This is a genomic window from Pseudomonas sp. FBCC-B1667 (assembly GCF_059133255.1).
In genome coordinates, this window is the sequence record NZ_CP101437.1 from 3299747 (window position 1) to 3320053 (window position 20307).

A 20307-nucleotide genomic window follows, 5' to 3' on the forward strand; every position below is an offset into this window, starting at 1 on the left:
TGCGATCCAATTCCTGAACCACTCAATTTCAGAGGTTTTGCATGACACTCAGTCCTTTTGCGGGCAAACCGGCACCGGCAGAATTGTTGGTCGATATCCCGCGACTGGTCACGGCCTATTACACCGGCCAGCCTGACGCCGCCATCTCAACCCAGCGTGTAGCCTTTGGTACCTCCGGACACCGGGGCAGCTCGTTCGACTTGAGTTTCAATGAGTGGCACGTCTTGGCAATCAGCCAGGCAATCTGTCTGTACCGCGAAGCCCAGGGGATCACCGGTCCATTGTTCGTCGGGATCGACACCCATGCACTGTCCACGCCAGCCGGTGCCAGCGCCTTGGAAGTGTTGGCTGCCAACGGTGTCACTGTGATGATTGCCGAAGGGGATGAATACACACCTACCCCCGCCATTTCCCACGCGATTCTTTGCTACAACCGTGGCCGGACTTCCGGTCTGGCGGACGGTATCGTCATCACGCCGTCGCACAACCCGCCGCAAAGCGGTGGCTACAAATACAACCCTACCAACGGTGGTCCGGCCGATACCCATATCACCAAATGGATCGAAGCCAAAGCCAACGAGCTGCTGACAGCCAAACTAGCGGGCGTCAAACGCATCAGCTATGAGCAGGCGCTGAAAGCCGGCACGACCCATCGTCACGATTATCTCAACACCTACGTGGCCGATCTGATCAGCGTGATTGACTTCGACGCTATCCGTGATGCCAAGCTGCGTCTGGGCGTTGATCCATTGGGCGGAGCAGGGGTGCGCTACTGGTCGGCGATAGCCGAGCACTACCGTCTGGACCTCGACGTGGTCAACACACAAGTCGATCCGACCTTCCGCTTCATGACCGTCGACTGGGATGGTCAGATCCGCATGGACCCATCCTCCACCCACGCGATGCAAGGCTTGATCGGTCTGAAAGATCGCTACGACGTTGCGTTTGGCTGCGACCCGGATCACGACCGTCACGGCATCGTTACGCCGTCCGGTGGTTTGTTGGCACCGAACAACTACCTCGCGGTATCCATTGACTACCTGTTCCAGAACCGTCCGCAATGGCGCGCCGACGCTGCGGTGGGCAAAACCGTGGTCAGCAGCGGCTTGATTGATCGTGTGGCCAAGCGTCTGGGCCGTCGTTTATATGAAGTGCCGGTCGGCTTCAAATGGTTTGCCGACGGTTTGTTCGACGGTTCGCTGGGTTTTGGCGGTGAAGAAAGTGCCGGTGCCTCGTTCCTGCGCAAGGACGGCGGCGTCTGGAGCACCGACAAGGACGGTCTGATCCCGGCATTGCTGGCCGCAGAAATGACCGCTCGCACCGGTCGCGACCCAAGCCAGGCCTATCGCGCATTGACCGATGAACTCGGCGAACCGTTCTCGGTGCGCGTGGATGCCAAGGCCAACCCTGAACAGAAAGCCTTGCTGAGCAAGCTGTCGCCGGCTCAGGTCACCTCGACTCAACTGGCGGGTGAAGCGATCCAGAGCATCCTCAGCCATGCACCCGGCAATGACCAGGCGATTGGCGGCCTGAAGGTCATGACCGAAAATGGTTGGTTCGCGGCACGTCCGTCGGGCACTGAAGACATCTACAAGATCTACGCTGAAAGCTTTGTGAGCGATGACCACCTCAAACAGCTGGTGGCAGAGGCACAAACGCTAGTGGATGGCGCAATCGCCGCCAAGTAATCCAGGCAGCAAAAAGGGGCGACCATCACTGTCGCCCCTTTTTTTACCCGGCGTTTACAGAATCACGCCAGGTCAACCAGGACAATTTCGCTGTCCTCGATCGCCGTCACTCGCAGCACCTGCTCCTCGGCCACCGCAACGCCGTCTCGAGCTTTCGCACGCAAACCGTTGACTTCAATCACCCCCGTGGCTGGAACCAAGTAGGCGCGACGACCACTGTCCAGATGATACTCGGCAGTTTCACCGGCCTTCAAGTTTGCCGCCACCAGACGTGCATCAGCACGGATGCGCAGGCTCTGATCATCGCCGGACTTGCCGCTGGCCAGCGTCTCGAAGCCTTCACGATCACCTTTTGGAAACGGTTTGGCCCCCCAGGACGGAGCAAGCCCGGATTCATTGGGGATGATCCAGATCTGGAAGATTTTAGTGGGCGTCGCTTCCAGGTTGTATTCGCTGTGAGCGATGCCGGTGCCTGCGCTCATGACCTGGACGTCGCCGGCCTCGGTGCGGCCCTTATTGCCCAAATTGTCTTCGTGAGTAATCGCGCCTTCACGGACGTAGGTAATGATTTCCATGTCCCGGTGCGGGTGTTTTGGAAACCCGGTGCCGGAGGCAATCACGTCATCGTTCCAGACCCGCAGATTGCCCCAGTTCATGCGCTTGGGGTCATGGTACTCGGCGAACGAAAAGTGGTGATGAGCATCCAACCAGCCATGATGGGCGCCGCCCAGGGAGTTAAAGGGTCTGAGTTCAAGCATGATCGTCTCCTGAAAGGGGTTAATGGCGAGCATCATCTATCAGGTACTGATCGATAAAAAGCGTAAAAAATGCTGCATTACTATCGAATTGCTTGATGTAAAACACACTCGAAAGTTTCTCACCCAGCCTTCAATTCATCGCATAACCCAATGAACTGTAAGCATTTCACTAGAAATCAAGCGCAAATGCAGACACCATAGCCCGCAACAGCCTCACACCCTGGAGTCCGCCCGCGTGCCGCAACACACCCCCGATCTTCCGCCCGAACTTCGTCCCTTGGCCGAGATGCCGTTGCTCAAGCGCCTGGCCGCCCGGTTCTTCGGTCATGGCTTGACCCGATTGCGTGCGCAACACCGCGCGTCCTGGCTGCACGGGCAGGCCGACGGTTTTCGCAGCGGGCACAGCGCGGGGTTTGATTACGGCTTCAAGGAAGGCAAGGACGAAGGGCTGGAGCAAGGCCGGCAAGTGCTGCTTATCCGAGATTCGCGATCGACCGAGCATCGTCCTCCCAATGTCGATGACAACCTGTTTGACGATTGGCGCCTGCCAATAAGTGCGGAATTGAAGAAGCGCATGAAGGCCGACGTGGCCCGGCTGCTGCCACCCCATGCCCAGCCAAGCGTTGCACAATGGAAGATGATTTTCAGCGACACGCCGTCGACATCGGTGATTGCCGGGGCGGGCGCCGGCAAGTCGACCACGCTGGTGTTGCGAATCCTGTTGCTGACCCATTATCTGGGCTTCGAACTGGATTCGATGACCGTCGTGACCTTTACCCGGGAATCGCGCAAAGACTTCATTAACAAGCTGATCGAACTGTTTGCGGTGTGGGGCCGACCGCTGGGCCTCAGGGAGGCGCGTGATTTGGTGCGCACCTTCCATTCACGAATTTTGCCGATGGTTCGCAGCTTGCCGGGGTTTGAGCGCCTGCAAGCCTTCGAAAACCTCAGCAGCCGCGTGCAAAACATCGACGATGCCCTCAACAGCAATCCGTTCGACCTGCGAATCAATGACGCTCAGCGTCAGCAGCTCAACGCCTGTTATCACCAGTTGCATACCCGCGATGAACGCTTTCGCGAGTTGATCAAGCCATTGTCCCGCCATGCCTTGCAGCTCAAGGAATTGGAACGCGACCACCCCGATGTGCAAAAACGCGTGGCCGTGACCGAGCTGGCGGCCAAACGCGATGAAGAACTCTGCGATGCCATTGAAGACTTGTGGTTTCGCGCAGGTGCCTGGCCGATCAAGGGCATTGAACCCAATCGGCAATCCTTCGATATCAATGGCGCGACGTTCCATTGCCACGGCTACATCCCAAGCCTTGATGCGTGGGTCGTGCTGGGGTTTGACCCTGGGGAAAATCCGCAGGTCTGCCGCCCGAATGCCAAGTTGAGCGTCCGGGCCGAATGGGCAGTGAAGCGCACCTTGTTTCAAGCTTTCTGTCGTAAACCATTGATATGGTTAGATAGCTACGATTCTTCCAGGCGTGTTTTGGCTTCGCTGGCAGGCGATGCCAGCGCCGGTCCTGGCTTTGATTACAAGGTCAAGGGTGAGCTGGCTTCCTCTCCGTTACTCGACTGTTTTGTCGCGGCAGCCGGATTTATAGAAAACCTCGGGCTGGATGTTCCGAACGCCGTGGGTCAGATGAGTTTCGCCAAGGACGATCCTGACAGGTACTTCTTCGAGGCCTTGAGCCTGTTCTGGCGAGCGTTGGAAGATCATCTGCTCGATCAGAAACCACCGGTGATGACCTACAATCGGATGTTCGCCTTGTTCAGCGAGCACTCACCGGAAAATCTGAGGCTGCTCAGCGGTGAACTGCTGCGGCCACTGTCACACTTGATGATTGACGAATTTCAGGACGTGTCGCCACAAATCGTCTCCTGGATTCGCGCCAGCCTGGCCGAGATCCGCAGTCGAGGCCCCGCGATGCACGTTGGACGGGGTGCTCAACGCTCATCTCTGCTGTGTGTAGGGGATGACTGGCAGTCCATTTACGGCTGGCGCGGCAGTTCGCCAACGTACTTCATGGAGTTCAACAAAGAATTCCGGTCGCCCAGCACCACCAAAGTCATGCTCAGCGACAACTATCGCAGTCATCAGCACATCATCGACGCCGCCGAGCATATCGTTCGCGCGGCACCGGCCATCGTCGGCAAGAAAGCCAAAGCCAGCGGCGAACCAAAAGCGCTGTTGCCGGTGAACGTTCTGGACCGGGACGATCAAGGCATGGCCCAGCGCCTTATGGAGCATTACCGAAAGGGTGATTCAATCTTGATGCTCTATCGAAAAAGCAGCGATAAGTCATTGATTGAACAGCATATTCAACCCGTACTTAATGTTGATTCTAGCTTGCCATTTGACGCGCGGCGATTGAAACAACTGACCTATCATAGCGCCAAAGGCTTGCAGGCAGACGCGGTGTTCTTGCTCGGCGATTGCCAGCATCTGACCAGCTCACCGTATAAGAATCAGGTTTACCGGATGGCAGGACTCGGGAAGGCCGGTGACAGCGAACCCTATGACAGCTCGCAAAAGGACGAGATTCTGCGACTGGCTTATGTCGGTATCACCCGGGCTGTCAGTCATTGCTACTGGTATGTCGAGGGGCAGGACACGGCTGTGAATATGCCCAAGGCCTCAGACCGGATCGACAGCGGCAAAGCGTTTTTCGCCGACCATCGGGCAGGTCAGAAACTGGCATAAGCTGTTTGGCGCCCACTAAAAAGCCCACGTCAAGTGGGCTTTTTAGTCAGTGTCCAGCCTCAGGCATAGCTTTTGAGGGCCGCAGGTGGAACGAATGCCTCAAGTTCATCCTCGACGGCTTCAATGATTCGCTCAACATCTGTCGCATTCATGACAGTTGCACAAGGAATACCGGCGATGGCGATCATGGTTTCGCCACTGGCGCGATCAAACAGCCGGGCGATCATACTGCCCGGTGCGTCCATGCTCGCCTCAAATCCCATGGGATGAAAATGCCAGCGCATCAGTTGGCAGGCGTTTGGAAACGTGACTTTGCTGAAAGAGCCTTTATTCATATGTTGCCCGCCTTCTTCATCGAGCGCTTCCTTTAGCTCATGTTAGGAGGGAAGAGCCTTCAATGGCTCAACCGGTGACTGTCTTTAAAAGTAGCACCCGAATGTGAAAACCATGTGATTTTTTTCGGGCCGTCGGGCGGTTAGTCGACTTTTCATAATCAAGCTCATGCCTTTGCCCGCGTAGACGCTCGCCGAGCCTGTATTTCAGCCATTGAACTCGCAGCAGAACTTCGACAAGCTCGGCGTTTTTCCGTCGAGACCTATATGCACGTCGATGATGATGGGCCGCAGCAAACCGGGGCCACGGGCGAGACGGTCATGCGCTACCACTTGTGCTGGAAGCACCGCGACCTGGATGGCGTCATGGCGCTCTTTCACCCTGACGTCCAGTATCACGATTTCTTCCAGAACCTCGTGATCGGGCTCGACGAACTGCGCGAGTATGTGCGCGCCAGCATGCCGCGCAACCCGGACGAAGCGCTGGAGCACTCGGACCGGATTCGCCTGGACGGCAATACCGCGTTTATCCAGTACCGAATGACATTGCGTGGTGGTGAGGGATTAGTGTCCTTCCATACCAGCGAGGCGATCACGGTTCGTGACGGGTTGATCTGGCGGGTCAACGAATACGCTACGCTGGTCCACGAGCAGCCGTCCTGCACGGCGACTAAAACGCTGCGCCCGGCCGTCAGTCGACTCGGGCTGTCCCCGCGCCAGTTGGGTTTCATGGCCGACGACTTGCAACAGTATTTCCAGCATCAGCAGCCGTACCTGGACCCCGAACTTGACCTGCAACGGGTGGCAAAGGATTGCGGCTACAGTCGCAATCAGATTTCCTATCTGTTGAATCAAGTGCTGGGGCAGAGTTTCTATCGCTACGTGAACCAAGCGCGCCTGCGGCATTTGCTCGGCACGCTGGACACCGCGACGCCGCCGTTGCGTATCGATGAACTGGCGTTTGCCGCGGGATTCAATTCGTTGTCGGCGTTTTACAACTGTTTTCGCCAGCACACGGGGCTATCGCCGAAGGCCTATGCCAAACAAATTTCCTTGCGGGCCCGCGCGCAAGACAGCCCCTGAGCCCAAGCACTAGGATCGACGCCATCGAAATTTGAGTGGCGGAGGCTTGCATGTCGGCGTGGCGCACTATCAGTTTATGGATGGATCAACTCGACGAGCCGTTGTTGGCGCGCGCGGGGCTGGAACACGACTTGGATGTCGACGTTGCCATCATCGGCGCTGGGTATACCGGGCTTTGGACCGCGTATTACCTCAAGCGTCAGGCACCGGGCCTGAATATTGCCATTGTCGAAGCCCAAACCGCGGGTTTTGGCGCCTCGGGCCGTAACGGTGGCTGGCTGATGGGCAATATCCTCGGTGAAGACCGGTTACTCGCCGATCTGCCCCCCGAACAACGCCGTGCCTCATTCGACCTGCTGCACAGTATTCCCGATGAAGTAGAACTTATCGTCGAACGTGAAGGCATCGCCTGCGACTATCGCAAAGGCGGAGTGCTTTACTGCGCTGCGCGCTATCCCGAGCAAGCGTCCAGTTTGCGTCGTTACCTGGACGATCTCTACCGGCAGGGCCTCACCGAAAGTGACTACCGCTGGCTTAACCCCGAGCAACTGGCGCAACAGATCAGAGTGGCGAAACCTTATGGCGGTATCTATGCACCGCACGTCGCTACCCTCCACCCGGCTAGGTTAGTGCGCGGTTTGGCACGCACGGTGGAGAAGATGGGGGTCAAAATCTATGAAAACAGCCCGGTCACGCAGTGGCAGTCGGGGAGCCTGCGCACAGCCAAGGCTTCGGTTCGCAGTCGCTGGATTGTCCCGGCGGTAGAAGGCTACGCGACGACGCTGCCGCCGCTGGGTCGTTATCAACTGCCGGTGCAAAGCCTGATCGTTGCCACCGAACCCCTGTCCGCCGCGACCTGGGAGGAAATCGGCCTGAATCGCGGCCAGGCCTTCAGCGAAAGCAGCCGCCAGGTGACCTACGGCCAGCGCACCGCCGACAACCGCTTGGTATTCGGCGCACGGGGCGGCTACCAGTTTGCCGGCAGGTTGCGCCATGACTTCAACCTGACCACCCGCGAGGTGGAACTGCGACGCTATCTGTTCGGCGAGCTCTTCCCGCAGCTCAAGAACGTGCGAATCTCCCACGCTTGGGGTGGCAACCTGGGCATGTCGCGGCGCTTCAAGCCGCACATGCTCTGTGATCATGCCAGCGGGATCGCCGTGTCTGGCGGTTATGGCGGGGAGGGTGTCGGCGCCAGCAACCTGGGCGGCCGAACCCTTGCAGACCTGATTCTTGAGCGCGATACCGAATTGGTGCGTCAGCCATGGGTGATGCCGCAAGGCGGACTCGACACGCTCAAGGCCTGGGAACCGGAGCCCTGTCGCTGGCTCGGTTACAACGCGATCATCCGCAGCTTTGTCTACGAAGACGAGACCCTGGCCAACCCGGCCTCAGCTCCCTGGCGCCGCACACTCGCCAGTCGGGTGGCCGGCTTAATGGAAGGTTTCATGCACTAAACAGCGCTTTCATCATCGACAGGTACGCCCATGAGCATCACGCAATTCAAGAACACCGCCAACCTGATACTAGAAGAGTCCAACCCGGTTGCCGCGCCACTGGGAACAACGGTGGCCGTGGCTTCGACCAGCAGCGTCGAACGTGACGATGGCGTCGAGACCGGTGTCTGGGAATGCACACCCGGCCGCTGGCGTCGGCAGATCGTCGCCCAGGAATTTTGTCACTTCATCCAGGGCCGCTGCACCTTTACCCCGGACGACGGTGAAACCCTCACCATAGAAGCCGGCGATGCACTGATGTTGCCCGCTAACAGCCTCGGCATCTGGGATATCCAGGAAACCGTGCGCAAGACCTACGTTTTGATTTTTTGATCTCTGATTGCCTGCCAAAAACAAAAGCCCCTACAGGAATCGACCCATGATCCGAAAGACACTGACACTGGCGCCCCTTGCACTCGTCGCAACCCTCAGCCACGCGGCCGAGACGGTCAAAATCTACAATTGGTCGGATTACATCGCCCCGGATACCACCAAGAACTTCCAGAAGGAAACCGGCATCGCCTTTACCTATGACGTCTACGACAGCAACGAAACCCTCGATGGCAAGTTGATGACCGGTAAATCGGGGTACGACGTCGTGTTCCCATCCAATCACTTCATGGCGCGACAGATTGAGGGCGGCGCACTGAAGAAGCTCGACAAGCACCAATTACCCAACTGGAAGAACCTCAATCCGGTATTGCTCACGGCGTTGCAGTCCAACGATCCGGGCAACGAGCACGGGTTTCCGTACCTGTGGGGCAGCACCGGAATCGGTTACAACATCGCCAAGGTCAAGGCCGTTCTGGGCGACAACGCGCCGGTGGACTCCTGGGACCTGATCTTCAAACCCGAGAACATGCAAAAGCTGCACAAGTGCGGTGTTGCCATCCTCGACAACGGTCCGGAACTGTTGCCTGCCGCTCTGAATTACCTGGGCCTGCCGCACCACAGTAAAAACCCGGAAGACTATAAAAAGGCCGAAGCGCTGCTGCTGAAAGTCCGGCCATATGTCAGCTATTTCCACTCGTCCAAATACACCAGCGACCTGGCCAATGGTGACATCTGCGTGGCGGTCGGCTTCTCCGGTGACATCCTGCAAGCCGAAAACCGCGCCAAGGAGGCCAACAACGGCATCGACATCGGCTATGCCATTCCAAAGGAAGGCGCCGCCATCTGGTTCGACATGGTCGCCATGCCGGCCGACGCCCCGGACGAGCAGGCTGGCTACGCCTTCATGAATTACCTGCTGCGCCCGGATGTCATGGCCGGCGTCAGCAACTACGTGCACTACGCCAACGGCAACGAACAGGCTGATAGCCTGATCGACCCGACGATCAAGAACGACACCAAGGTTTATCCGAGCCCAGAGATGATGGGAAAGCTGTTCGCGCTCGAGGCGATGCCACTGAACATTGATCGAGTGCGTACGCGGGTTTGGAACAAGATTCGGACGGGGAGTTAAACGCCATTCGCTGGTGCGTACCTGTAATTTCTGACAGTAGCTGACTGTCGAGATGGCTTATAGAGTGAAGCCCGCAGGCATGGCGCCTGCAGGAGAGCGCCCAATGAAAAAATCAGTGTTCAAAACGTTTATCGAAGATGAAATCAACCTCGCCGCCGGAAAAATCATCGCGAAAGGTAGCACCTCCGATGACGTGGCATTAGGGCGATTGCATGTGTTGCAGAGCCTTCGTCGTACGCTGGACAACAAGTCAACGCCCGAAGACGTCGGAACGTGGGGGGCTATCAACGATGTTCTCCAGCGGTTAGGAGTGCTCGATAGCAAAGAGACCATTTTCTCTGGAATTGAAGTTTGACGGTTGATTTGCCGTGTGGTGGCGGGGAGGGCAAGCTTCCTCGTCACTGATTTTGGTATTCGCGCCTGGATTGATATCAATGCGCTGGCACTCATATTAATACGCTCAGCAAAGTGAGACCTCCGAGATAAAAACAAACTTACCCCTATTTAATATTTAAATATCAAAACATCCGTCAATTTGCGCAAACGCACATACCCAAAAACAAACTTCGACACCTCAGGCGTTGTTTCCGGGCACTTGCTGGAATGGCACAATGTTACGTCAAAAAAAATGTAGACGTTTGATTTCGAATTGTGTCAGTTTTATTTCGCCTTCATTGGGCGAGTGATTGGACGATCTCGCCAGAGATTGTCGCTATCTGACAAAAACGGTTCCATAGCCAAACAAGGAAGTGTGTTTATGTCGAAAGAAAAAAACAACGCTATTGATCTTGCTGAACAGGCGTTTGCTCCCTCGTATGCATTGGCTGCACCGAGTTCTGCATACAGCCAGATCGACAGCTTCAGCCATCAGTATGACCGCGGCGGCAATCTCACGGTCAATGGCAAACCTTCATATTCCGTCGACCAGGCAGCGACTCAATTGCTGCGCGATGGTGCTGCCTACCAGGACAAGGACGGCAGCGGCAAAATCGAACTGACCTACACGTTCCTGGCCTCGGCGTCATCGAGCACCCTGAACAAGCATGGGATTACCGGCTTCAATCAGTTCAGCGCTCAGCAAAAAGCCCAGGCAGTGCTCGCCATGCAATCCTGGGCCGATGTCGCTAACGTCACTTTTACCGAGAAGTCCGGGGGCGGCGACGGCCACATGACCTTCGGCAACTACAGTGGCGGCCAGGATGGCGCTGCGGCGTTCGCTTATCTTCCGGGCACGGGCGCGGGTTACGACGGAACCTCCTGGTACCTGACCAACAGCAGCTATACGCCTAACAAGACGCCGGATCTCAATAACTACGGTCGTCAAACCCTGACCCACGAAATCGGCCACACCCTGGGCCTGGCCCACCCTGGCGACTACAACGCGGGTGAAGGCGCACCGACTTACAACAACGCCACCTACGGGCAAGACACCCGCGGTTACAGCGTCATGAGCTACTGGAGTGAAAGCAATACCAGCCAGAACTTCAGCAAGGGTGGTGTCGAAGCGTATTCGTCCGGCCCGCTGATGGACGACATTGCCGCTATCCAGAAACTTTACGGGGCCAACACCAGCACCCGTACCGGAGACACCACCTACGGTTTCAACTCCAACGCCGGTCGCGACTTCCTGGGCGCGGCTTCGTCGTCGGACAAAGTCGTGTTTTCGGTATGGGACGCTGGCGGCAAGGACACCCTGGACTTCTCCGGTTTCACCCAAAACCAGAAAATCAATCTCAATGAGGCCTCGTTCTCCGACGTTGGCGGTCTGGTGGGCAACGTGTCCATTGCCAAAGGCGCGATCATCGAGAACGCGATTGGTGGTTCGGGCAACGACTTGCTGATCGGCAATGGTGTGTCCAATGAGCTGAAGGGCGGTGCCGGCAACGACATCCTCTACGGCGCGAGCGGTGCGGACAAGCTGTGGGGTGGTGCCGGTTCAGACACGTTTGTGTTCGCCGCCAGCAGCGACTCAAAGCCAGGTGTTGTCGATCAGATACTCGATTTTGTCAGTGGCCTGGACAAGATCGACCTGACCGGTATCACCCAAGGCGCGGGCCTGCATTTCGTGAGTTCGTTCACTGGTGCGGTCGGCGATGCGGTGTTGACTAGCTCGAGCGGTAACAGCTTGTTGTCGGTGGACTTCTCCGGGCATGGTGTGGCGGATTTCCTGGTCAGCACCGTAGGTCAGGCAGCCTACTCGGACATCGTGGCCTGATTCAGGGTTGAACAGGAGCGCGGTGCACGCTGCGCCGCGCTTCCTTGCCTCAATGCGCGCAATGCGCAAGGCTACGCGCTGAAGTGAGACGCCCTATGGCCCCTGACGCCTTTACCTACAGAATGATCGTGTTGCTATTAGCGACACTGACGATGTTTCTTGGAGATGTAGCCATGGCAAGCAGCCTGAAATTAGCCGATCCCTCTGAACTCGCCGGGCAATGGCAAGCCACCTTGATGGCCAAAGAGGATTCATCCGAGTCCCGCACTATGCAGGACAAACCGTCGAACGTTTGCCTGATAGACCTTCATCCCAACCAGACTCTGGGCGAGGGCGCCAAGTGCCTTGGGGCCTGGCTGCAAGAGTCGGCCATTGGCTGGTTCACAGAGCCGGACGGGATTGCGATCACCGGCAAAGAAGGCTCAAGAATTTACTTTTTCAGCCGACAGCGTGATGGGCTTTATCAAGGCAATTTGAAGTCAGGTCTGATCATCACGCTTGAGCGCTCTGCGCGTTAGAGCAAATGGCTGGCGGATCTGTGCAGATTTAAATATAGAGCCCGCTGTTGGAGTTAACAGCAGCAAAACAAGACACCCGCTTAATGTCGGCCATGGAAAGTGGATGGTTAATTTGTAAGTGATTGCCGACAAAAAATGTCTCAACTGCGTACGCACAGTTAATTAAATATCTCGCCAGTTCAGGGCGGGAAATATGATCTTGGGAAAAATCAATGAAGATGGCTAAGGCCCCAGCCACCGCTCTGTTATTCAAGGCACTGGGCGACTATAAAAGCATCTTGATCAGCGTCGGTTGTTTTACCGCATTGATCAACGTACTGATGCTGGTTCCGTCGATTTATATGCTGCAAGTCTATGACCGTGTGTTGTCTTCGCAAAACGAAACAACCTTGGCCATGTTGTCGTTAATGGTGGTCGGCTTCTTTGCCTTCATCGGTCTGCTCGAGATCGTGCGCAGCTTCATCGTGATCCGCATTGGCAGCCAACTGGAACGTCGCTTCAACCTGCGGGTGTATCAAGCCGCGTTCGAGCGCAACCTGTTCCAGGGCGAGGGCAATGCCGGGCAGTCCCTTGGGGATCTGACGCACATTCGCCAGTTTGTCACCGGTCCGGCGCTGTTTGCCTTCTTCGACGCGCCGTGGTTTCCGGTCTATCTGTTCGTGATCTACCTGTTCAACTTCTGGCTGGGTGTTTTCGCGACAGTGGGCGCTGTGGTGCTGATTGGCCTCGCTTTCCTCAACGAAACGATGACCAAAAAGCCCTTGGGCGAAGCCGCCGGTTTTTCCCAGAAGTCCAGCCAGTTGGCCACCAGCCACTTGCACAACGCCGAGACCATCCAGGCGATGGGCATGCTCGGCGTGTTGCGCAAACGTTGGTTTCAAGTGCACTCGCGTTTTCTCAGTTTGCAGAATCAGGCCAGCGATACCGGAGCGGTCATCAGTTCCCTCAGCAAAACCCTGCGTCTGTGCCTGCAATCGTTGGTGCTGGGACTGGGCGCGTTGCTGGTGATCAAGGGGGAAATGACCGCAGGGATGATGATTGCCGGTTCGATCCTGATGGGCCGCGTCCTGAGCCCCATTGATCAGTTGATAGCGGTCTGGAAACAGTGGAGTGGCGCAAAGCTGGCCTACCGCCGCCTGGATTCGTTGCTGCAAACCTTTCCACCGAGTGATGAAGCCATGGCGCTGCCGGCACCGAAAGGCCAGATCACCTTCGAACAAGTCAGCGCCGGCCCGCCGGGGCAGCGTGCGGCGACACTGCACATGGTCAACTTCAACCTCGGTGCCGGGGAGGTGATGGGCGTGCTCGGCGCTTCTGGCTCAGGCAAGTCAACATTGGTCCGGGTACTCGTCGGCGTCTGGCCCACCCTCGGCGGCACGGTTCGCCTCGACGGTGCGGACATTCATCGCTGGAACCGCGACGACCTCGGCCCTTACATCGGGTACTTGCCACAAGACATCGAGTTGTTCAGCGGCAGCATTGCCGAAAACATTGCCCGGTTTCGCGAAACAGATCCGCAGAAAGTCGTCGAAGCCGCGCAACAGGCCGGTGTGCATGAACTGATCCTGCGCCTGCCGCAAGGTTACGACACGGTGCTCGGCGAAGACGGCTGCGGCTTGTCCGGTGGTCAGAAACAACGCGTGGCACTGGCCCGTGCGTTGTACGGCAACCCGCGCCTGGTGGTGCTGGACGAACCCAATTCCAACCTCGACACCGTCGGCGAAGCTGCGTTGGCCAGCGCCATCGCGCACATGAAAGCCCAAGGCACCAGCGTGATCCTTGTGACCCATCGATCCTCGGCCTTGGCCCAGGCCGACAAATTGCTGGTGCTCAACGAAGGGCGCTTGCAGGCCTTCGGTCCGAGCCAGGACGTGCTCAAGGCGTTGTCCGGCGCCCAGGAACAACAGCGTGAAAAAGCCGCGCAGGCACCGGGCGGGCTCAGTATGAGCCGGCAGTACCAGCCCACGACAAGGAATACGGGTGTATGAGCAGCGCACGCATGAACTCTGAAAGCGAAGCCATGATGGAACACGATTACATCGCCGAACGCCCAGAACGCGACGCACGCTTCTTCGCGCGCATGGGGTGGATTCTGGCCATCGTCGGCGCCGGCAGTTTCTTCACCTGGGCCAGCCTCGCGCCGCTCGATCAAGGGATTCCGGTGCAAGGCACGGTGGTGGTATCGGGCAAACGCAAAGCCGTGCAATCGATGAGCCCCGGTGTGGTCAGCCGGATTCTGGTGCGTGAGGGTGAATGGGTGAAGCTCGGCCAGCCGCTGTTCCAGCTCGACCAGACCCAGGTCGCGGCCGACGTCGATTCGCTGCAAGCGCAGTACCGCATGGCCTGGGCCAGTGTCGCGCGCTGGGAAAGTGAACGGGACAATCTCAAGCAAGTGAATTTCCCGGCCGAGTTGAGCAAGGATGCCGATCCGCGTTTGGCATTGGTACTCGAAAGCCAGCGGCAATTGTTCAGCAGCCGTCGCGAAGCATTCTTCCGCGAACAGGGTGGGCTGCGCGCCAACATGGAAGGTGCCAGCGCGCAATTGGCCGGCATGCGCCGTGCGCGTACCGACCTGACGGCGCAGGCCAACTCGCTGCACCAACAACTGAGCAACCTGCAGCCCTTGGCGGACAACGGCTACATTCCGCGCAACCGATTGATGGAATACCAGCGTCAACTGTCGCAAGTGCAGCAGCAACTGGCCGAGAACGCCGGCGAAAGCGGCCGGGTGGAGCAGGGCATCCTCGAAGCGAAGCTCAAGCTGCAACAGCACATTGAGGAATATCAGAAAGAGGTCCGCACCCAACTGGCTGACGCGCAACTCAAGAGCGTGACCCTCAAGGAGCAACTGATCTCGGCCGGGTTCAATCTGCAACACAGCGAGATCATCGCCACGGCTGACGGCATCGCGGTCAACCTAGGGGTGCACACTGAAGGCGCGGTGGTGCGTCAGGGCGAGACCTTGCTGGAAATCGTGCCCCAGGGCACTCGTCTGGAAGTCGAAGGGCACCTGCCGATCAACCTGATCGACAAGGTCGGCACCCACTTGCCGGTGGACATTCTGTTCACCGCGTTCAACCAAAGCCGCACGCCGCGAGTGCCCGGCGAAGTCAGCCTGATCTCCGCCGACCAGATGGTCGACGAGAAAACCGGCGCGCCGTACTACGTGCTGCGCAGCAGCGTCAGCGACCAAGCGATGGAAAAGCTCAATGGCCTTGTAATCAAGCCCGGCATGCCGGCGCAAATGTTCGTGCGTACGGGTGAACGTTCACTCCTCAACTATCTGTTCAAACCGCTGCTCGACCGGGCAGGCTCCGCGTTGACCGAGGAATAAGGATGTTCGGCTGTATGAATAAGCTTTTCCTGCTCGTAGCGACCCTGGCGTTGCTGACGTGCAACAGCGTGATGGCCATGGGGCCGTTCGACATTTACGAGCAAGCGTTGCGCAATGATCCGGTGTTCCTCGGCGCGCTAAAGGAACGCGATGCTGGCCTGGAAAACCGCATCATCGGCCGTGCCGGTTTGCTGCCGAAGCTGGGTTACAACTACAACAAGGGGCGCAACGCGTCCAAGGCCACTTACCTCAACGATCGCGGGCAAAACCAGACCGATGATCGCAACTACAGCAGTTATGGCTCAACCCTGACCCTGCAACAGCCGTTGATCGATTACGAAGCCTATGCGGCCTACCGCAAAGGCGTGGCGCAGTCGTTGTTTGCCGATGAGGCGTTTCGCGGCAAGAGCCAGGAGCTGCTGGTGCGGGTGCTGGAAAACTACACCAAGGCGCTGTTCGCTCAGGACCAGATCGACATTGCGCTGGCCAAGAAGAAGGCCTTCGAACAGCAGTTCCAGCAGAACGAGCAGATGTTCCGCCAGGGCGAGGGCACGCGCACCGATACACTTGAGTCCGAATCCCGTTACGAACTGGCGACGGCTGAAGTCATCGAGGCACGCAACGAGCAGGACGCGTCCTTGCGTGAACTGGGCGCGTTGATTGGTGTACCGACGATTGACATCGTGGACCTGGCGCCACTGGATCAGAATTTCCAGACCTTCAGCCTGCAACCGGCCAGTTACGCCAGCTGGCATGAGATGGCCGTGGCGAATAACCCGACCCTCGCTTCACAGCGCCAAGCCGTGGAAGTGGCGCGTTACGAAGTTGAACGCAATCGTGCCGGGCATCTGCCGAAAGTCAGCGCCTATGCCTCGGTGCGCCAGAACGAATCGGAAAGCGGCAATACCTATAACCAGCGATACGACACCAACACCATCGGTATTGAAGTCAACGTGCCGCTGTATGCCGGTGGCGGGGTGTCGGCGTCCACCCGTCAGGCCAGCCGCACGATGGAGCAGGCCGAATACGAACTGGACGGCAAGACCCGCCAAACCCTGATCGAGCTGCGCCGACAGTTCAGCGCCTGCCTGTCGGGAGTGAGCAAGCTACGCGCTTATCAAAAAGCCCTGGTGTCTGCCGAAGCGCTGGTGGTGTCGACTAAGCAAAGCATTTTGGGCGGTGAACGCGTCAACCTGGATGAGTTGAACGCGCAACAACAACTATTTACCACCCGCCGCGATCTGGCGCAGGCACGCTATGACTACTTGATGGCCTGGACCAAATTGCACTACTACGCCGGAACGTTGAGCGAGCAGGACCTTGCCAAGGTAGACGAGGCTTTCGGTCAGGGCCCAAAGACTCAGTAAACCGGACGTGTAGCGGTTGCCGAAGGCTGCCACAGGAAATATCTGTATTTACAGGTGCCTTTCGAGGCAAAAAAGGGATTTTGGCAACACAACTAAGGACGGTAGTTTGATGATTTACAAGCACAACACACTGGCCGTGCTCTGCGCGCTGGCCACACTCGGACAGGCGCACGCTGCGCCCTACGTGGAAAGCGGACGCGCAGGCGACCCCAACAGCTGGCGCAGCGCAGAATTCAATGCCGATTGGGGCGTGGGCGCGATCAACGCACAGGACGCCTACGCCGCCGGTTACAGCGGCAAGGGCGTGAAACTGGGGGTCTTCGACCAACCGGTCTACGCTCAACACCCGGAGTTCTCCGGCGCCAATAAAGTGATCACGTTGGTCACCAGCGGAATCCGCGAATACACCGACCCGTACATTCCGGTCAACGCCGGGGATGCATTTCGGTACGACGGCGCGCCTACCGTCGGCTCCAACGGCAAGCTCGGTGCCCATGGCACCCACGTTGGCGGGATCGCAGCCGGCAGCCGCGATGGTGGCCCGATGCAGGGTGTGGCGTTTGGCGCGCAAATCATCAGCGCTGACAACGGTGACCCGGGCCCGGAAGATGGCATTATTCGCGGCAACGACGGCGCGGTGTACAAGGCTGGATGGGATGCCCTGATCGCCAGCGGCGCGCGGATCATCAACAATAGCTGGGGCATTGGCATTACCGATCGCTTTGACCTGGGCGGACGCGACCCGGCGTACCCGCATTTCACCGTGCAGGATGCGCAGTTGCAGTTCAACGAAATCCAGTCACTGCTCGGGACCAAACCGGGCGGCGCCTATGACGGTGCAATGGCCGCCGCGCGTAGCGGCATCGTGACGATCTTCGCCGCCGGCAACGACTACAACTTGAACAACCCGGACGCCATTGCCGGGCTGGGCTATTTCGTTCCGGAAATTGCGCCGAACTGGGTCACCGTCGCGGCATTGCAAATGAATCCGGACCTCACCAGCCCGAACCCTTACACCATCAGTACGTTCTCATCGCGCTGCGGCTACACCGCCAGCTTTTGCGTGTCGGCGCCCGGCAGCAAAATCTACAGCTCGATCATCGGCGGCACCAATGCCGATAATGTCACCACCGGTTACGCCAATTACAACGGCACCTCGATGGCAGCGCCGCACGTTGCAGGCTCCATGGCGGTGCTGATGGAGCGCTTCCCGTACATGACCGGCGCACAAGTCGCCAGTGTGCTGCGCACCACGGCCACCGACCTCGGTGCACCGGGTGTCGACGCGTTATACGGGTGGGGCATGATCAATCTGCGCAAAGGCATTGATGGCCCTGGGATGTTCGTCACCGAACAGGACATTCCCGAAGAGTTCCGGATTCAGGGCGCCTACGGCTCCAGTCAGTTTGTCGCCGATTTGCCGGGCATCGGCGCGATCATTGACGCTGGCAAACCCACCGAACGTGTGTGCACGGATGTGCACTGCGGACTCGATGTCTGGCGCAACGATATCTCCGGCCATGGTGGCCTGACCAAACAGGGCATCGGCACGCTGGTCCTGACTGGCGCCAACACCTACGCCGGCCCGACACTGGTCAATCAGGGCCGATTGGCCATCAACGGTTCGCTGGCTTCGACGGTCACCGTCAATGACAGCGGCATTCTCGGCGGTAACGGTCGCATCGGCGGGTTGACCGCCAAAAGCGGCGGCACCGTGGCGCCAGGCAACTCCATCGGGACCTTGCACGTGGCGGGCGACGTGACCTTCGAGCGCGGCTCGACGTACGCCGTGGAGTTGTCGCCGACGAGCAGTGACGAGATCGTCGCCAGCGGCAAAGCGGTGATCGATGGCGCCACCGTCAGCCTGTCCCTGGAAAACAGTCCGACACTGCTGTCTACGAGCGAAGTGAACTCCCTGCTCGGCCATCAATACAACATTCTGCAGGCGGCCGGCGGGATCCAAGGGCATTTTGGTGCGGTGGTGCCAGACTACCTGTTTATCGGGGGCATTCTTGATTACTCGGCCAACGGTATTCAGCTGGCGGTAGAGCGCAACGCCACCTCATTCAGCAGCGTCGGCCAGACGCCGAACCAACGTGCGGTTGCCGCAGCTGCCGAGCAACTCGGTGCAGGCAACACGCTGTACGAAACCTTGCTGCTGTCGCCAACCGCTGTCGTCGCTCAGCAAGCCTTCCAGCAATTGTCCGGCGAAATTCATCCGGCCATTGGCACGCTGCTGATCAACGACAGCCGTTACCTGCGCGATGCTGTCGGTGAACGCCTGCGTGAGCGTGACTTGTTCAACGCCGCCGCGCCCACCGATGACCGCAGCAACGCCTGGCTGAAAGTCCTCGGCGCCTGGGGCAAGAGCGATGGCGGGCAGGACAATGCCAGTTCCAACAGCTCCATCGGCGGCTTGCTGGCCGGGGTCGACGGTCTGATCACTGATAACACGCGACTGGGCTTTGTCACCGGTTACAGCGACAGCTCGTTGAGCATGGGCGATGGCACGCATTCGTCGGCCTCGGTCGACAGCTATCACTTGGGCACGTACCTGGGCCATGAAATCGACGCGCTGCGCTTGAGCGTTGGCGGCGCTTACAGCTGGCATCGCATCGATGTCAAACGCGATCTGCAATTCGGCGATGTCAGCGGCAAACAGAAATCCAAACGCGACGCGACCACCGCGCAAATGTTCACCGAAGCGGCGTATCGCCTGGACGTCCAACCGCTGGCGCTTGAGCCGTTCGCCAACCTGGCTTACGTGCACTTGAGCAGCGACAGCTTCACCGAAAAAGGCGATGCCGCCGCACTCAAGGGCGGTGAAGACAACCGTGACGCCGTGCTTTCAACCCTGGGCCTGCGGGCGAGCAAAGCGATTGCCCTGTCGGACAAACAGCAGCTCGAACTGTCCGGCACGCTGGGTTGGCAACACAACCTGAGCAGCACCCAATCCGAAGAGCACCTTGCGTTCGTCAACGGCAATACCGCGTTCAGCGTGCAAAGCGTCTCACTGGATCGCAACGCCGCCGTGATCGGTGCCCGCGCCGGTTTGGCGCTGGCGCAGGATGTTCGCGTAAGTCTGGATTACAACGGGCTGATCGGTTCCACCGAAAAAGACCATGGCGTGGGTTTGACGCTGGACTGGCGGTTCTGATCATGCACTAAAGGCTCCGGGCGCTTCGTGATCGAGGCGTCCCGGTTGTGCGCCATCTCTGACAACGCCAACAAAAGAGAGGCAATAGCAATGGGTGTGTACGACTACAAAAACTTCAGTACAGCGGATTCCAAAGCCTTGTTTACCGACGCCATGGCGATCGCGGCGCACGGGGCGTCGGTAAGGG

The 20307-nt window shown here is 58.3% G+C and carries 15 protein-coding genes; 13 read left to right on the top strand and 2 right to left on the bottom strand.

The annotated features are described in order from the left end of the window. The first annotated feature begins 41 nt into the window (after nt 1-41). The gene (gene pgm, locus NL116_RS15055) at nt 42-1688 is read left to right on the top strand and encodes a phosphoglucomutase (alpha-D-glucose-1,6-bisphosphate-dependent) (protein ID WP_494377875.1); all 1647 of its coding nucleotides are present in this window, start codon (nt 42-44) and stop codon (nt 1686-1688) included. 62 nt (nt 1689-1750) lie between these two features. Here pgm and NL116_RS15060 read toward each other — a convergent pair whose 3' ends face one another. After that, entirely contained in the window at nt 1751-2446 is a 696-nt protein-coding gene (locus NL116_RS15060) for a pirin family protein (RefSeq protein WP_494377876.1), read from the bottom strand. Between the two features lie 235 nt (nt 2447-2681). On the opposite strand from NL116_RS15060, the gene NL116_RS15065 reads away from it, so the two are divergent. Next, complete coding sequence (locus tag NL116_RS15065) at nt 2682-5153, top strand: UvrD-helicase domain-containing protein (protein ID WP_494377877.1); 2472 nt, start codon at nt 2682-2684, stop codon at nt 5151-5153. Between the two features lie 59 nt (nt 5154-5212). Here NL116_RS15065 and NL116_RS15070 read toward each other — a convergent pair whose 3' ends face one another. Further along, the gene (locus NL116_RS15070; protein ID WP_494377878.1) at nt 5213-5488 is read right to left on the bottom strand and encodes a DUF1652 domain-containing protein; all 276 of its coding nucleotides are present in this window, start codon (nt 5486-5488) and stop codon (nt 5213-5215) included. A gap of 264 nt (nt 5489-5752) precedes the next feature. On the opposite strand from NL116_RS15070, the gene NL116_RS15075 reads away from it, so the two are divergent. The 11 genes from NL116_RS15075 to NL116_RS15125 all read left to right on the top strand — a co-directional run bounded on the left by NL116_RS15075 (nt 5753) and on the right by NL116_RS15125 (nt 20120). Next, nucleotides 5753-6568, top strand: coding sequence for a helix-turn-helix domain-containing protein (locus NL116_RS15075; RefSeq protein ID WP_494377879.1), 816 nt, complete (start codon nt 5753-5755; stop codon nt 6566-6568). 50 nt (nt 6569-6618) lie between these two features. Continuing rightward, complete coding sequence (locus NL116_RS15080) at nt 6619-8025, top strand: NAD(P)/FAD-dependent oxidoreductase (RefSeq protein WP_494377880.1); 1407 nt, start codon at nt 6619-6621, stop codon at nt 8023-8025. Between the two features lie 30 nt (nt 8026-8055). Beyond that, the gene (locus NL116_RS15085) at nt 8056-8397 is read left to right on the top strand and encodes a cupin domain-containing protein (RefSeq protein ID WP_494377881.1); all 342 of its coding nucleotides are present in this window, start codon (nt 8056-8058) and stop codon (nt 8395-8397) included. A 46-nt stretch (nt 8398-8443) separates the two neighbouring features. Then, the gene (locus NL116_RS15090; protein WP_494377882.1) at nt 8444-9529 is read left to right on the top strand and encodes a polyamine ABC transporter substrate-binding protein; all 1086 of its coding nucleotides are present in this window, start codon (nt 8444-8446) and stop codon (nt 9527-9529) included. 103 nt (nt 9530-9632) lie between these two features. Continuing rightward, nucleotides 9633-9884: a hypothetical protein gene (locus tag NL116_RS15095; protein ID WP_494377883.1), complete on the top strand. Its 252-nt coding sequence runs from the start codon at nt 9633-9635 to the stop codon at nt 9882-9884. Between the two features lie 402 nt (nt 9885-10286). Then, nucleotides 10287-11744 carry a serralysin family metalloprotease gene (locus tag NL116_RS15100; RefSeq protein WP_494377884.1) on the top strand — a complete coding sequence of 486 codons (1458 nt, stop codon included), beginning with the start codon at nt 10287-10289 and terminating at the stop codon, nt 11742-11744. A 95-nt stretch (nt 11745-11839) separates the two neighbouring features. After that, nucleotides 11840-12262, top strand: coding sequence for an AprI/Inh family metalloprotease inhibitor (locus NL116_RS15105; RefSeq protein ID WP_494377885.1), 423 nt, complete (start codon nt 11840-11842; stop codon nt 12260-12262). A gap of 212 nt (nt 12263-12474) precedes the next feature. Beyond that, complete coding sequence (locus NL116_RS15110; RefSeq protein ID WP_494377886.1) at nt 12475-14250, top strand: type I secretion system permease/ATPase; 1776 nt, start codon at nt 12475-12477, stop codon at nt 14248-14250. Next, entirely contained in the window at nt 14247-15596 is a 1350-nt protein-coding gene (locus NL116_RS15115; RefSeq protein ID WP_494377887.1) for an HlyD family type I secretion periplasmic adaptor subunit, read from the top strand. The genes NL116_RS15110 and NL116_RS15115 overlap by 4 nt, the downstream gene beginning before the upstream one ends. A gap of 2 nt (nt 15597-15598) precedes the next feature. Next, nucleotides 15599-16963, top strand: coding sequence for a TolC family outer membrane protein (locus NL116_RS15120; protein ID WP_494377888.1), 1365 nt, complete (start codon nt 15599-15601; stop codon nt 16961-16963). Nucleotides 16964-17072: 109 nt separating this feature from the next. Continuing rightward, nucleotides 17073-20120 (top strand): autotransporter domain-containing protein, encoded by a 3048-nt coding sequence (locus NL116_RS15125; protein WP_494377889.1) that lies wholly within the window; start codon nt 17073-17075, stop codon nt 20118-20120. The last annotated feature ends 187 nt before the right edge of the window (nt 20121-20307 follow it).

Bases quoted from the DNA above. Each gene is read 5' to 3' on its own strand.
- pgm (WP_494377875.1), top strand. From the start codon at position 42: ATGACACTCAGTCCTTTTGCGGGCAAACCGGCACCGGCAGAATTGTTG.
- NL116_RS15060 (WP_494377876.1), bottom strand. From the start codon at position 2,446: ATGCTTGAACTCAGACCCTTTAACTCCCTGGGCGGCGCCCATCATGGC.
- NL116_RS15070 (WP_494377878.1), bottom strand. From the start codon at position 5,488: ATGAATAAAGGCTCTTTCAGCAAAGTCACGTTTCCAAACGCCTGCCAA.
- NL116_RS15075 (WP_494377879.1), top strand. From the start codon at position 5,753: ATGCACGTCGATGATGATGGGCCGCAGCAAACCGGGGCCACGGGCGAG.
- NL116_RS15080 (WP_494377880.1), top strand. From the start codon at position 6,619: ATGTCGGCGTGGCGCACTATCAGTTTATGGATGGATCAACTCGACGAG.
- NL116_RS15085 (WP_494377881.1), top strand. From the start codon at position 8,056: ATGAGCATCACGCAATTCAAGAACACCGCCAACCTGATACTAGAAGAG.
- NL116_RS15090 (WP_494377882.1), top strand. From the start codon at position 8,444: ATGATCCGAAAGACACTGACACTGGCGCCCCTTGCACTCGTCGCAACC.
- NL116_RS15095 (WP_494377883.1), top strand. From the start codon at position 9,633: ATGAAAAAATCAGTGTTCAAAACGTTTATCGAAGATGAAATCAACCTC.
- NL116_RS15100 (WP_494377884.1), top strand. From the start codon at position 10,287: ATGTCGAAAGAAAAAAACAACGCTATTGATCTTGCTGAACAGGCGTTT.
- NL116_RS15105 (WP_494377885.1), top strand. From the start codon at position 11,840: ATGGCCCCTGACGCCTTTACCTACAGAATGATCGTGTTGCTATTAGCG.
- NL116_RS15110 (WP_494377886.1), top strand. From the start codon at position 12,475: ATGAAGATGGCTAAGGCCCCAGCCACCGCTCTGTTATTCAAGGCACTG.
- NL116_RS15115 (WP_494377887.1), top strand. From the start codon at position 14,247: ATGAGCAGCGCACGCATGAACTCTGAAAGCGAAGCCATGATGGAACAC.
- NL116_RS15120 (WP_494377888.1), top strand. From the start codon at position 15,599: ATGTTCGGCTGTATGAATAAGCTTTTCCTGCTCGTAGCGACCCTGGCG.
- NL116_RS15125 (WP_494377889.1), top strand. From the start codon at position 17,073: ATGATTTACAAGCACAACACACTGGCCGTGCTCTGCGCGCTGGCCACA.